The 13,444-nt window shown below is 38.9% G+C and carries 12 protein-coding genes; 5 read left to right on the top strand and 7 right to left on the bottom strand.

The window, feature by feature from the left end; genetic code table 11:
• Positions 1-128 precede the first annotated feature (128 nt).
• The gene (locus tag B4Z47_RS08295) at positions 129-2,027 is read right to left on the bottom strand and encodes an alpha-L-fucosidase (RefSeq protein ID WP_088162798.1); all 1,899 of its coding nucleotides are present in this window, start codon (positions 2,025-2,027) and stop codon (positions 129-131) included.
• Positions 2,028-2,408: 381 nt separating this feature from the next.
• On the opposite strand from B4Z47_RS08295, the gene B4Z47_RS08290 reads away from it, so the two are divergent.
• The 4 genes from B4Z47_RS08290 (at position 2,409) to B4Z47_RS08275 (ending at position 5,184) form a co-directional block, all read left to right on the top strand.
• Positions 2,409-2,861 (top strand): SRPBCC domain-containing protein, encoded by a 453-nt coding sequence (locus B4Z47_RS08290; protein ID WP_115046812.1) that lies wholly within the window; start codon positions 2,409-2,411, stop codon positions 2,859-2,861.
• A 108-nt stretch (positions 2,862-2,969) separates the two neighbouring features.
• Positions 2,970-3,398, top strand: a complete 429-nt coding sequence (locus tag B4Z47_RS08285; RefSeq protein WP_088162799.1) for a DUF1801 domain-containing protein — start codon at positions 2,970-2,972, stop codon at positions 3,396-3,398.
• An 8-nt stretch (positions 3,399-3,406) separates the two neighbouring features.
• A complete protein-coding gene (locus tag B4Z47_RS08280) occupies positions 3,407-4,336 on the top strand; it encodes a DUF1801 domain-containing protein (protein WP_115046810.1) in 930 nt (309 codons plus the stop codon).
• Between the two features lie 23 nt (positions 4,337-4,359).
• Complete coding sequence (locus tag B4Z47_RS08275; protein ID WP_115046808.1) at positions 4,360-5,184, top strand: VOC family protein; 825 nt, start codon at positions 4,360-4,362, stop codon at positions 5,182-5,184.
• Between the two features lie 75 nt (positions 5,185-5,259).
• Here the strand turns inward: B4Z47_RS08275 and B4Z47_RS08270 are convergent, their stop codons facing one another.
• A complete protein-coding gene (locus B4Z47_RS08270; protein WP_075994020.1) occupies positions 5,260-5,679 on the bottom strand; it encodes a SufE family protein in 420 nt (139 codons plus the stop codon).
• Between the two features lie 12 nt (positions 5,680-5,691).
• Positions 5,692-6,915, bottom strand: coding sequence for a cysteine desulfurase (locus B4Z47_RS08265; protein WP_115046806.1), 1,224 nt, complete (start codon positions 6,913-6,915; stop codon positions 5,692-5,694).
• A 190-nt stretch (positions 6,916-7,105) separates the two neighbouring features.
• Here B4Z47_RS08265 and B4Z47_RS08260 point away from each other — a divergent pair, with 190 nt between their 5' ends.
• The gene (locus tag B4Z47_RS08260) at positions 7,106-8,098 is read left to right on the top strand and encodes an acyl-ACP desaturase (RefSeq protein ID WP_075994021.1); all 993 of its coding nucleotides are present in this window, start codon (positions 7,106-7,108) and stop codon (positions 8,096-8,098) included.
• Between the two features lie 78 nt (positions 8,099-8,176).
• Here B4Z47_RS08260 and B4Z47_RS08255 read toward each other — a convergent pair whose 3' ends face one another.
• The 4 genes from B4Z47_RS08255 to B4Z47_RS08240 all read right to left on the bottom strand — a co-directional run bounded on the left by B4Z47_RS08255 (position 8,177) and on the right by B4Z47_RS08240 (position 13,437).
• Positions 8,177-9,706 carry a peptide MFS transporter gene (locus B4Z47_RS08255; RefSeq protein ID WP_115046804.1) on the bottom strand — a complete coding sequence of 510 codons (1,530 nt, stop codon included), beginning with the start codon at positions 9,704-9,706 and terminating at the stop codon, positions 8,177-8,179.
• Positions 9,707-9,760: 54 nt separating this feature from the next.
• Positions 9,761-11,533 carry a peptide MFS transporter gene (locus B4Z47_RS08250; protein WP_115046802.1) on the bottom strand — a complete coding sequence of 591 codons (1,773 nt, stop codon included), beginning with the start codon at positions 11,531-11,533 and terminating at the stop codon, positions 9,761-9,763.
• Between the two features lie 137 nt (positions 11,534-11,670).
• Positions 11,671-12,000: a helix-turn-helix domain-containing protein gene (locus tag B4Z47_RS08245; protein ID WP_046671770.1), complete on the bottom strand. Its 330-nt coding sequence runs from the start codon at positions 11,998-12,000 to the stop codon at positions 11,671-11,673.
• A gap of 66 nt (positions 12,001-12,066) precedes the next feature.
• Positions 12,067-13,437 (bottom strand): Mur ligase domain-containing protein, encoded by a 1,371-nt coding sequence (locus B4Z47_RS08240; RefSeq protein ID WP_088162804.1) that lies wholly within the window; start codon positions 13,435-13,437, stop codon positions 12,067-12,069.
• Between the last annotated feature and the right edge of the window lie 7 nt (positions 13,438-13,444).

Raw genomic sequence — 13,444 nt, 5'->3', positions numbered from 1 at the left:
GCAATCACTGTCTAAAAATTGATTGAAAATTGTTATTAGGTATAAGTTGGTATGCGAGACTTAGAGGAAATTAAACCGAGATAGATTTAAACAAAGGATCGACAGATGCTCACCGATCTCAATACAAATTATTCGGGCAGTAATATGACTTCCAAAAACTTCACCATTTCGCCCCCCGCTATAGTATGGGCACGTAATTCAATCACTTGCTTGCCCTTTGGTAATAGCACCGTACCCAATTCAAGTTGATTGTCATGCAAACTGACAGCAGACGACGGATCTATTGTAAAATCCGTATTCTTCCCCCCTAAATTTAAGCCGAGCTTCCCTCCCGTACCTGCAACATCTTTCACATACCGGATAGCCACCTTGAAGCGTCCGCCATTTAACACATTCGTTTCCCATCTCAAACCCTGATTTAAACTAGTCCACCCCGTCACATAGTAGCGATTCCTTTTACCATCTCCAAACTTCATCGGACTACCTATCTGTTTTGCATAAAAGGTCAGTAGCCGGTTTTTATTGATATTATGATCCACATACATTAAATCAGGATTTATTGGATTCGTTATCGTATCCTTCAATTGCACCACCACAACCAGGTCATCCTCCTGAGACGTAATTTGATCTATAGGAATATGCAGTCCATCTTTTTCGGATCTGTATTTTCTGATCGTTTCTCCCGACAGTAACGAAACAGAATTAACCTTAGCAATCAGTCCGCCGACAATAAGATCATTCCGTAGAGGACGTTCGAAAACGTGTAAATACAGGGTATTTTTACGCTGTGTAATGACTCCCCAGGGCTGACGAGGTAAACGAGATGGTCCAACAGCAATGACACTTTCACTACTCCCCCGCATCCAGTGACCTAACCTCTTTAAAATTGCGACGTCAGCACTGTCGATGCTTCCGTCACCTTTTGGGCCAATATTCATTAGAATATTCCCACCCATGGCCCTAGCCTTCGCTAAGAGTTTGATAAAATGAGCGGTCGGTTTATGGCTCTTATCGGTCGACGAATAGCCATAAGATTCATTTGTAGTTGGTATGGCCTCCCAATAAGCGCCAGAAGCAACTGGATAATACTCCTCAGGTCGATCTGCCGTATTCAGATAATCGCCATAATTCTTTTCCTCTGTACGGGCCAATCGACCATTGACTATGATATTCGGATCTGCTGTTCGAATAGCTTTTAAAATTCTCAGGTTTTCAGATAGCGGCAACTTATGAGGTGTATCAAACCACAACAAATCCGGATGATAGCGCTGAATAAGCTCCTCAATCTGTGGAATCGCCTTTTGATCCACATAATGCCTGGCCTTTGTCAACCATTCGGGATGTTTGTCAAACCAATTTGTACCACCCAACAATTTATCCCCACCTGGATTACTGTAATCCCAGTCATTGCCCGGAGCATCCGGATGCTCCCAATCAAAAGCATGCGAGTAATAGAATCCAAACAAAAGCCCATGTTTATGGCAGGCTACTGCTAATTCCGCCAATGGGTCCCTTTTAAATGCGGTGCTTGACAATGAATAATCACTTGAAAATGCGGAAGGGTACATCGCAAAGCCATCATGATGCTTAGCCGTGATGATAAAATATCTCATCCCTGCATTTTTTGCCAACAATACCCATTCCTCTGCATCAAACTTTAAAGGATTAAATCTACGTGCAGAATCAAGGTATTCAGTACGTGGGATTTTCATCACACGCATCAGATGCTCCGCATAGCCCCCTCCCGGCCTCCCCTTCCAAATATTTCCATATTGAGAATAAACACCCCAATGAACAAACATCCCAAATGAGGCTACCTTCCATTTTTCTAGGCGTTGTTCACGAGTTAATGCAGCTTGTTTCCACCAACCAGTTTCTGCTTCAACAATCGCATTTTTATCACGTGCTGTCGCATCATTAAACATATTTGAAGCCTCATTGCCCTCATTTACATTTTTAATCTGTGCGCTCGAAAACAATATTCCCGAAGAAAGTATAAAAAGAAAAAAACACTTGATTTTAAACATAACTTTGGTTTTATGAAGATGGCAAATCCAACCTGAAAGATTTCAGACAGACACCCTTTCTAAATTTATTGAATTATCGTTCCTGGCGACCTAATGGAAGGAATATAGGATCGATTTTAACTATAATCAAAAATAATCTAAAACTACATTTTATAAGTGTACAATTCGTTCGTTTTAGGGGAAATATTGATCCGAGTCCCAAAAAAGAAAACCTATTCTTTAATAGGATGTTTATATCGTATATACATCTTAAAATAAATAAACAGTGATCTAAGCAATAGATTGCTCCATGGTCACCAAAAGATCTTTTAAATATTTTTAACATAATCAGATACAAGCTATCTGTATTTATTGAATATTTGTCTAAAACTTTAAATTAATATGGAAAAACTAACCGCCAAAGCCAGCATCCAAATTCAGAGACCAATCAACGAAGTTTTTGAGGCTATTGTAGATCCTAATAGAATGAATCACTATTTTATAAAATCTTCAACTGGACGTCTAGAGACAGATAAAACGGTAGAATGGACATTTCCAGAATTTCCCGACAGTTTTCCCGTGACAGGAAAAACCATCAGCCCCAATTCTTATATCTCTTTTGACTGGAGCGGGGGACTTCCCAATCAACTGGTAGAAATCACACTATCCACATTCGGAGAAAGCGCGACGGTCATAAAGATTACAGAACACGAAATGAACAACGATGCAGATGGAATTCTGATTATGATGCGACAAACAGAAGGTTGGGCCAACTTTTTAGCGTGTATGAAAGCCTATCTAGAATACGATATCAATCTGAGAACTGGAGCTTTCGATTTTATGTTCCAAAAATAGTGCTATCTAAAAATAGCTGCTCATCGAATTACTTCAAACACAATATATTCAATTAAAGATATTCAATTAAAGTTATCCGAATATCCGGCAAAAGACTTCAACTAATACATGGCAAAAAATAAAACGGCATATACCGAAGCATCTGTCCAAGACTTTATAAAAACAGTTGACGACCCACAAAAACAAATCGATAGTGCAACACTGATACAACTTATGGAAACCACAACGGGTGAGCCGGCTAAAATGTACGGACCAACTATCATCGGATTTGGAAACTATCATTATACCTATGCAAGTGGGCATGAAGGCTATGCTCCTTTGATCGGATTTAGTCCCCGAAAATCAGCAATCTCCCTTTATGTATTTACCGGTGCCGATGAGCACCGACATTTGGTCGATCAGCTAGGGAAATTCAAAATAGGCAAAGCTTGCATATACATCAAGAAATTAAGCGACATCAATATAGAGATACTCCATCAGCTTATGTCCGAAACGATACAGTTTATTGAGAATAAGTATACGAGAATCAAAGAATAGCACAAATTATGGCAACGAGCATCGCAACAATAGACGAATATATCAATCAATTTGAAGAGGAAAAAAAAGAATATCTGATCAAGGTGAGACAGCTTATTGCTGGCCTAGTCCCTCCTTCTGCAGATGAAACGATCTCCTATCAAATGCCGACCTTCAGATACAAGGGTAATATCATCCATTTTGCGATGAACAAAAACCATTTGGGCCTCTATCCAGGACCAGCTGCTATTGCGCACTTCGCTACAGAACTCAAAAATTTTAAAACCACAAAAGGTGCGATACAAATCCCTTTAGATCAACCGATTCCAATACCAATAATTACCGATATTGTCAATTTTAATATTGATAAGCTTAAAGACAAACAAGGCCCTAATTGGTACCAAAGCCGAGGGAACTGGCAGGAGGCCGAAGAACTCATGCAGCAAATCATCCTGCGAACTTCCTTAAAAAAGGAATTCAAATGGGGGAGTTACATCTATACTCATAAAGGAAAAAATGTCATCGGTTGGGGCGGCTTTAAAAATTTCTTTTCCCTTTGGTTTTATAATGGTGTATTCTTAGCCGATCCGGATAAACATCTCATCAGTGCCTCCGAAGGAAAAACGAAAGCATTACGACAATGGCGCTTTGAAAACGTTATGGATATGGATGTCGAAAAAATAGCCGCCTATATCCAAGAATCCATCCAAACCATTGACGAGGGAAAAGAGCTCAAACCAACGAAATCTCCAACGAAGCCCCCCACTGGTCTATTATTAGAAGCGCTACAGGCAGATCCGACCTTCGAGGAAAGTTTCCGGGCTTTAACACCAAGAAAACAGAAAGAATACATCGAGTACATCGATGAGGCCAAGCAAGAAAAAACGAAACAATCCCGTCTTGAAAAAATTAAGCCGTTGGTCCTCGCTAAAAAGGGCTTAAACGACAAATACAAATAGGTGAATGCTAAAACAAAAAGAAAATGATGAATAATTCAATTATCCCATCCATTTGGTTCGATCAAAACGCGCAGGAAGCTTTTGATCTTTACTGTCGCATCTTCCCCGAAAGCCATATTAGTAATAGCTCTCCCATCGTTATTGAAGCTGTCCTAAACGGTGTAAAATTTATTGGAATAAATGGAGGTCCCATATTCAAACCCAACCCCTCCATATCATTTATGGCCATTTGCGAAAGCAAAGAGGAAATTGATCGTATCTGGAATTCACTTTCTGTGGGCGGCAATACCTTAATGCCACTAAACTCCTACCCTTGGAGCCCTTACTACGGCTGGCTGGCCGACAAGTTTGGTGTCAATTGGCAATTATACCTCGGTAAACTAAGCGACACCAACCAACAGGCAATTGTACCAACCTTAATGTATTGCGGAGAGCAACAGGGAAATTGTGAACAGGCTTTAGCATTTTATGCAGAATTATTTCATGATTTTCGAAGCAATGGGATCATGAAATACACAGCAGGTGAATATATCGGATCAATCCAACATACCCAATTTTTAGTCCGGGATTTTACGCTCATGGCAATGGATAGCGGAGTTCCTCAAACTTTCACGTTTAACGAAGGTATTTCACTCACCATCCTCTGTAAAGATCAGCAGGAAATTGATTATTTCTGGAATAATATCACGAAAAAAGGTAAAGAGAGCATGTGTGGCTGGTGTAAAGACGAATTCGGCGTAAGCTGGCAGATCGTACCCGAACAAATTGCAACATTACTACAGCGACCGGAGGCGAATGAAGCGCTCATGAAAATGAAAAAAATCATTATCGAGGAGCTCATAGGATAATTTCAAGAGGAACCTCAAGCTGAGGATAAGAGCTATGTAAAATAGTATTAAGAAAAGGGGATAAATAATCCCCTTTTAAGCTTTCACTTGCAAGGCCAATGCGTACAATTTCATCTGTTTAATCATGGATAGCAAGCCATTTGCCCTTGTCGGTGACAAATGTTCTTTTAACCCTATTTTATCTACAAAATATAAATCGGCATCAACGATCTCCTTGGCGCTATGTCCAGATAGCACTTTGACCATTAAGCTCACCAAGCCTTTTGTGATAATCGCATCGCTATCTGCCGTAAAATACACTTTTCCATCTTTTATTTCCGGGAAAAGCCATACTTTGGACTGACATCCTTTGATGATATATTCATCTGTTTTGTATTGTTCATCAATTAGAGGCACTTCTTTTCCCAGCTGGATGATGTACTCATATTTTTCCATCCAATCCGTAAAGAAAGCAAAATCCTCAATTAATTCATCCTGTATTTCATTAATGGTCATACCTATTTTTTATTAAACCAACATATTGACCGCGCGTTGGATACCAGCGACCAAAATATCTATTTCCTCTTTTGTATTATATACGGCTAAAGAAGCACGAATAGTTCCCGGGATGCCAAACCTATCCATGACAGGTTGGGCACAATGGTGGCCTGTACGCACAGCGATTCCTAATTTATCCAAGATCACACCAACGTCATAAGGATGCGTGCCGTCGATTACAAATGAAATAACGGAACATTTCTTCTCGGCCGTTCCAAAAAACCGCATACCTGGAATTTCAGCCAACTTCTCCGTAGCGTACTGCAACAAATCGTGCTCGTAGGCCTCGATATTTTCCAGACCTATTGAATTGATATAATCGATAGCCTCGTTCAGACAGATACCGGCCTCAATATTGGGCGTACCCGCCTCAAATTTAAAGGGCAGTTCGTTATAGGTCGTTTTTTCAAAAGTAACCTCTTTAATCATATCTCCACCACCTTGATAAGGCGGCATCGCGTTCAATAAGTCCTCTTTACCGTATAACACCCCAACTCCAGTAGGGCCGTACATTTTATGCCCGGAGAATACCAGAAAATCTACATCAAGCTTTTGAACATCAATCTGTATATGTTGAACCGCTTGTGCAGCATCAACTAATACAACTGCACCATGTCGGTGAGCAATTGAAATCATCTCGCTCACAGGATTGATTGTCCCGAGGGAGTTTGAAACATAGGTTACAGCAACTAATTTGGTTTTCTCATTAAACAAATTGCTATAGGCATCCATATCGAGCTCACCTTTATCATTCATCGGAATAACCCGAATTTTACAGCCCTTTTCATCACAAAGCATCTGCCAAGGCACAATATTAGAATGGTGTTCCATCGCTGAGATAATAATCTCATCACCTTCGTGGATAAAAGCTCTGCCATAACAAGTTGCAATCAGATTTATTCCATCTGTTGTTCCTTTGGTGATAATGATTTCCTTATCTTCAGCAGCATTGATGAAAGCCTGAACTTTTTTCCGAGTCACCTCAAAAGCGTCCGTCGATATCTGACTAAGATAATGTACGCCCCGATGCACATTACTATTCATATCTGTATAATAATGTACAATCGAATTGATAACAGAACTCGGCTTCTGTGTTGTCGCGCCGTTATCCAAATAAACCAATGGTTTACCATTGACCTCTCTCTTCAGAATCGGAAAATCGGCACGTATTTTATCTATATTAAATTTTTCCAACGTCGTCTAAATAATTTATACAAAGTTAATAGTATTTTATCGAATACAGGCTGACCAATCTGTTTTTTATGTCATTATCAATGTCGGTTTTCCAAGGTATCCTCAGCCAAAAAAGTAATTTTTGGCATTTTAAACAATTATAGTTCGCTTTTATAATTTATTGATGCTATTTAGTTACCTTTGTAATGATATGCAAGAATTACCTCTAAATTTACCAGAAGGCTCACGTAAAGAAGTGATGGCCTATTTGGAACCGTTCATGCTCAATGAGATGAGCGAATACCTGAAGCCTGTTGAAGACATGTGGCAACCTGCCGATTTTCTTCCAGATTCTTCCAGGGACACTTTTTTTGAGGAAGTAAAAGAGTTGCAGGAAAGTGCAAAAGAACTCTCTTATGATTTAGTCGCAGTATTAGTTGGTGACACCATCACCGAAGAGGCCCTTCCAACGTACGAATCATGGTTGACCATGGTAGAAGATGTTGACAAAAACGAACAGGGTGGATGGATGAAATGGGTACGCGCTTGGACAGCTGAAGAAAACCGCCACGGTGACCTGTTGAACAAATACCTTTATTTGTCAGGCAGAATAGACATGCGCCAATTTGAAATGTCTACACAATATCTTATTCAAGACGGTTTTGATATCGGTACTGGTGCAGACCCTTACCGGAATTTTATTTATACTTCATTTCAGGAATTGGCAACCAACGTTTCCCACCGTCGTGTATCTGGGCTTTCTAAAAAAAGCGGAGATAAACTTTTGGCAAAAATGTGTGGTGTCATCGCATCTGATGAAGCACGCCATGCCAAAGCCTATATGTCTTTTATTTCAAAAGCAATCACAGTAGACCCGAGTGAAGTCATGATTGCATTTGAGGATATGATGCGTAAAAAAATCGTTATGCCAGCCCAGTTCTTAAGAGAAGCAGGCGAGCCCCAAGGAGAAGCATTTGCACATTTCTCGGACGCGGCCCAACGATTGGGAGTATATACTGCTTTGGACTACGTGGATATCTTGAAAGAGCTGAATAGTGAGTGGAAAATAGATCAAGTTACTGGCCTGAATGATAAAGGTGAGAAAGCGAGAGATTATCTACTAAAACTACCCGATCGTTTGGCTAGACTGGCTGATCGGATGAAGGTTCCAGAAAAAGATTATAAATTCAAATGGATTTATTGATATAAAAAAAGCTTGATTATTAAATCAAGCTTTTTTTATATTGAAAGAATAACTTTACTGTGTCAAAATTATTACCGCTTATTTCACGTTACCCATCAATTTACGCACAACAGGCGACAAGGCTATAAGCACCACACCAGCAATCAAAGAATATAAGCCTAATTGTTTATAACTCTCTGTATAAGTCACCAGTTTATCCGCCAATGAACTTCCTTCCTTAGCTTCGGCCATACTAGCACCGATCAAACCTGCTACATACTGACCGTAAGCACTCGCCAAGAACCACATTCCCATCATGATACCTTGCAATCTCGCCGGAGACAATTTCGTCATAATGGAAAGACCAATTGGTGATAGACAAAGCTCCCCAACGGTAATAACAAGCAGCGCAAGGGTAAAGACATCCAATGAGGTCATACCATCGTGAGCGAATAAACGCGTAGCAAATAGAACATAATAACCTAATCCCAAGAAAACAAAACCAAGACCAAACTTAATAATGGTATTTGGCTCAAGTTTACGCTTGCCCAGCCAAATCCAAAAAAGGCCAAAAAGAGGTGCTAATGCAATAATAAATAACGCTCCACCTGAATTGTTAACACCATTTGGATCGAGCGTCATAACGCCCAATAAAGAATCATTCAAATGCTTAGCAGCAAAGATGCTTAAGGAACCGCCACTTTGCTCATATATTCCCCAAAAGATAATCGAGAAAAGAATAAACACCAGGGCAGCAATTAATTTCTTCCGCTCTTCAGCAGTCACTTTAGACATTTCATAGAAAAGATACAACAGCGTCAATGGGCCAATTGTGTACATAAAATAGTCTGTATACTGCGTTTTTGACACCATGATCTGAATAATAGGGATAAAAATCAACGTGGCAATATATACAGCATATTCTACCCATTTTGGTAATGCCTTCGTCTTTACTATGGCCTCAGGATCCCCTGGTTGAAGTCCTATTGGTCCTAAATGCCTTTTGGTAAAGTGAAAATTCACTAAACTAACCAACATTCCTACCGCCGCCAAGCCAAAAGCAACATTCCAACGATGTCCCTCAGAAATAATTGACGTCAGCATATATCCTTTACCGATCGCAACACAGATATATCCGCCTAAGAATGCACCTAAATTTATTCCCGCATAAAACAACGAAAAACCACCATCACGACGAACATCACCTTTTTTATACAGCTCGCCTACCATCGTCGATATGTTGGGTTTAAAAAAACCGGTACCTATTATGATAAATGATAAACCAAAAAAGAAATACTTATGCGGATCTGCAGCAAGAAATAAGCTCCCTACGATCATCAATAAGCCACCCCAAAATAAAGATTTTCTAAAACCAAGAATTTTGTCTGCAAACAGCCCACCTATGAATGTAAACGCATAAACAAATGCCTGTGTCGCTCCATATTGTAAATTGGCATCCTTTTCAGCAAAGTTTAATTGTGTGATCATAAAGAACACCAACATACCGCGCATACCATAGAAACAGAATCTTTCCCACATCTCGGAAAAAAACAAACTCCAGATTTGCTTTGGGTACTTTCCGTCAAAATTTTGAATCTCTTCTAGCGATTCCCTTGTACTAACCTCCATACTAATTTATATTAATCAAAAAAGCTTCTTTCGTAAAAGAAGCTTATATATTTGTTATTTAATTCCGTGCATCAATCGTTTAATCAATGGATTAAACAGCATTACTAACAGGCCTGCTAAGGCAGGAATTGCTGTAAATAAGAAGAAGAAGTAACTCAAGGAGTGTTCCTCTTGAATGGTCTCCACTTGTCCCCCCAATACCGCTGCAACCTTCTGTGCAATAGCAATCGCCAAATACCAGATTCCAAACATAAATGCGAGCATGCGAGCCGGCACCAATTTCGATACATAAGAGAGGCCTACAGGTGAAATAAATAATTCACCCAATGTATGGAACAAATAGGTCAACACCAAAAATACCATCGAGATTTTAGCACCCTGGCTTATTCCTATTGATCCTAATCCAATAATGAAAAATCCTATCGCAACCAAAATCAGACCAAAGCCATATTTAAAGGCTGCCGATGGATTATACTTCGACTCCCAAATTTTGGATACCGAAGAGGCAAGTGCAATAATAAAAAATGAGTTTAAGATAGAGAACCAAGAAACTTTGATTTCTGATGCTTCTTTATTGAACTCATTGTACAACATCCAGATTACTGCTCCCCAAATCAACCCAAAACAGATAAATAATACGATATTTGAAATGGCAATTTTGTGCCAGGTTACTTTTGCCAATTTAATCAGAACCCAAGAAATAATCGAAAGCGGTACAATCGTCAATAAACCATTTACCACATTAAAGGTTGTTAATGCAGCACCAGTAAGTGATCTGTCAATATTATCTCTAGCCACAAGAACTAATGAAGTTGCCCCCTGCTCAAAGCTCATAAAAAAGAAGACCAAGAAAAAAGCCAACAGCACAACTGCGAACATCCGATCCCTTACAACCTTATCATAACGCATAATCCGTGTAACAATAAGATATATGAAAAGAATCAACGCCACAATGACCATTATATACTGCCCTCTTAGAAATGGCGTATCCAAACGAGAAAATACATCAACAATACCATTCTTCGATAAAGGGTCATTAAAAGCGTATACAAAACCAATAATAGAAACTATCGCGATCAATACATAATCCCGTATGGTAAATGGATTTCTTGTATCCGTATCCTCAGCGATAACTTTATGCTCCCCAGAGGTGGACTTATTTAAAACACCAAGATTTCCCATGAGTGGTTTTGCAAAAACAAACTGCAGTGTTCCCAAAAGCATAAAGATACCAGCCAAACCGAATCCCCAATGCCAGCCATAAGTTTCGGCAATATATCCACATAGCATCATACCAAAGAAAGCGCCAGCATTGACCCCCATATAAAATATGGTATAAGCGCCGTCCTTTTTTTCTGGCAGATCTTTATACATCTCACCTAAGATAGATGGCATGTTAGGCTTGAAGAAACCCGTTCCGATAACTAGACACACTAAACCAAGGAAAAACATAATCGAAGTATCAAAGGCCATTGCAGCATGGCCAAGCGTCATAATCGCCGAACCGATGATCACAGCTTTACGTGATCCAATATATTTATCCGCTATAATCCCTCCTATAATAGGAGTTAAATAGAGCATCATGGCATAGGTCCCATAAAGTGCTCCAGCTTGTTGTGCAGTCCAGGACCATCCCGAGAAAGGACTACCTTGAATAACTGCAGCAGTTAAAAACTGCATTAAGAGTACACGCATCCCGTAGAACGAAAAACGTTCCCACATTTCCGTAAAGAAAAGGACAAAGAGCCCTGAACGCTGCCCCAATACATTTGACTTAAAAAAATCAGTCGACGGGCTAGTCGTAATATCCCCGTTTAATCTCCCCATAAATAATCAACCTTTATTTTTTTGATAAAATACTTACAAAGAAACAAAAACAAAATCACTTTTGACCAAAATAAAGTTGCATAAACAAAAAAAGGCAACCCTTTGGATTGCCTTTTCGGTAACAATTTTAATATGCCTTATCTTTTGTGCAATTGCTCATAAAGATCAATAACCTTTTTCTGCAATTCAATTACTTCGCTATCGCGTTGTTGTAATTTTTGCGTCAAAGCATTCACCTCATTTACATACTCTTTGTCTTCTTCAGAATCAGAAGTAGATAAAAGTTGAACAACTGTCAAATTGAATAATTTTGAGATTTGATTCAGGCGAGACAAATTCACATCTGTAATCCCTGTTTCAATTTTAGAAAATGCTGGGATTGAGATATCCAATCGTTTTGCAACATCCTCTTGACTCCACCCCTTTTGGTGTCTAAGTAATCTGATTTTTTTTCCTAATGCATTCATCTGGTAGATATTTTAAACAAAAATAATAAATTACAATTTAATTTACATTAAATTATAATTTTTTCTCTAAAAATCTCTAAAAAACCGATCAGCCAGCACGGACAAATTAACCCCATTATAATTATTTAAACTCATAAGAAGTAAATTGTACCCCTTTGATTTGACACCATCTAAAAATGAATAGAGTCCGTCTAAACTTACAACAACCTCTAAATCAGGATTATTAAAATTATCCTTAATATTATTTGGGACACTTTCAATATCTTTATTAAGTTCTTTACAAGAATTTATATTCACGTAGACCACAGAGACATCCGACTCTTTCATCGAGTTTGCATATTGTAACAAAAAGGAAGAATCTAAACTATCATACGAGTTTAATTCGATAATTGTGACCAATTTCTGATTAGGAAATTGCTCTTTCACGGCGTGAATACTTGACTTCACTTTATCCGCATTACAGGCATAATCCTGATAAACCACCGATCCTTCCGAGCTTGCAACAAACTCCAAATAACGAATCGAAGTATTAAAACTTTTTATAGCCTCAAAGAACTCTTTCTTTTTGATCCCCAACCATTCGCAGATCGTATAGGCCCCAGCAATATTAGATAGGTTGTGCTTACCAAACACTTGCAAAGGAACATCTCCATCCGGTGTATTGATATAGGTTACCCCCTTATTAATTGTATAATCAGGAATCTTATAGCCATGTCTATTGATCTTACAATCTTTCGTATCTTGGAGAACCTTCTGTAACACAACATCTTCCTTATTATAAATTAAGGTACCTTTAGGCGGAATTGAGTCAATAAAATCTTCAAATTGTTTAATATATTCCTCTTGTGATATTTTCGAGTTAAACTCATTCCATACAATACCCGAAATTAAGGCTATATTCGGTTTATAATACAAAAACTTAGACTTCGGATCAATCTTGGATGAAACATATTCATCTCCTTCGATAATAATAATCTTATTATGCTTAGTAATATCGACCAACTTATCAAATCCTCTTAATTGGGCCCCTACCAAATAGTCAAATTCTTTTCCTAGAAATCGCATAACGTGCATCACCATGCTCGTTATGGTTGTCTTACCGTAACTTCCAGCGATAACCACCCGGATTTTATCCTGTGAAAGCTCTTGTATAAATTCCGGAAAAGAATAAATTTTAAGACCTAATTCCTGCGCCCGCCTTAATTCAGGATTATCTACCTGAGCATGAGCACCCAAGATCACAGCATCAATATCCTCCGTCACTTTTTCCTCAAACCAGCCCAATTGATTAGGAAGCAAGCCTGCTTCAATCAAATGAGAACGGGAAGGTTCTACGATCTGATCGTCAGAACCTGTCACTTGATGCCCTTGTTTTGCCAATGAAATAGCAAGGTTATGCATCACACTACCACCTATTGCTATAAAATGAATCCGCATAGCTAAA

This window comes from Sphingobacterium sp. UBA2610 (assembly GCF_002339225.1).
Taxonomy (GTDB): Bacteria; Bacteroidota; Bacteroidia; order Sphingobacteriales; family Sphingobacteriaceae; genus Sphingobacterium; species Sphingobacterium multivorum.
Note: the sequence above shows the minus strand (reverse complement) of the source record. Positions and strands in the feature narration are given on the sequence as shown.

Bases quoted from the DNA above. Each gene is read 5' to 3' on its own strand.
- B4Z47_RS08275 (WP_115046808.1), top strand. From the start codon at position 4,360: ATGATGAATAATTCAATTATCCCATCCATTTGGTTCGATCAAAACGCG.
- B4Z47_RS08240 (WP_088162804.1), bottom strand. From the start codon at position 13,437: ATGCGGATTCATTTTATAGCAATAGGTGGTAGTGTGATGCATAACCTT.
- B4Z47_RS08285 (WP_088162799.1), top strand. From the start codon at position 2,970: ATGGCAAAAAATAAAACGGCATATACCGAAGCATCTGTCCAAGACTTT.
- B4Z47_RS08260 (WP_075994021.1), top strand. From the start codon at position 7,106: ATGCAAGAATTACCTCTAAATTTACCAGAAGGCTCACGTAAAGAAGTG.
- B4Z47_RS08295 (WP_088162798.1), bottom strand. From the start codon at position 2,027: ATGTTTAAAATCAAGTGTTTTTTTCTTTTTATACTTTCTTCGGGAATA.
- B4Z47_RS08255 (WP_115046804.1), bottom strand. From the start codon at position 9,706: ATGGAGGTTAGTACAAGGGAATCGCTAGAAGAGATTCAAAATTTTGAC.
- B4Z47_RS08290 (WP_115046812.1), top strand. From the start codon at position 2,409: ATGGAAAAACTAACCGCCAAAGCCAGCATCCAAATTCAGAGACCAATC.
- B4Z47_RS08280 (WP_115046810.1), top strand. From the start codon at position 3,407: ATGGCAACGAGCATCGCAACAATAGACGAATATATCAATCAATTTGAA.
- B4Z47_RS08270 (WP_075994020.1), bottom strand. From the start codon at position 5,679: ATGACCATTAATGAAATACAGGATGAATTAATTGAGGATTTTGCTTTC.
- B4Z47_RS08245 (WP_046671770.1), bottom strand. From the start codon at position 12,000: ATGAATGCATTAGGAAAAAAAATCAGATTACTTAGACACCAAAAGGGG.
- B4Z47_RS08250 (WP_115046802.1), bottom strand. From the start codon at position 11,533: ATGGGGAGATTAAACGGGGATATTACGACTAGCCCGTCGACTGATTTT.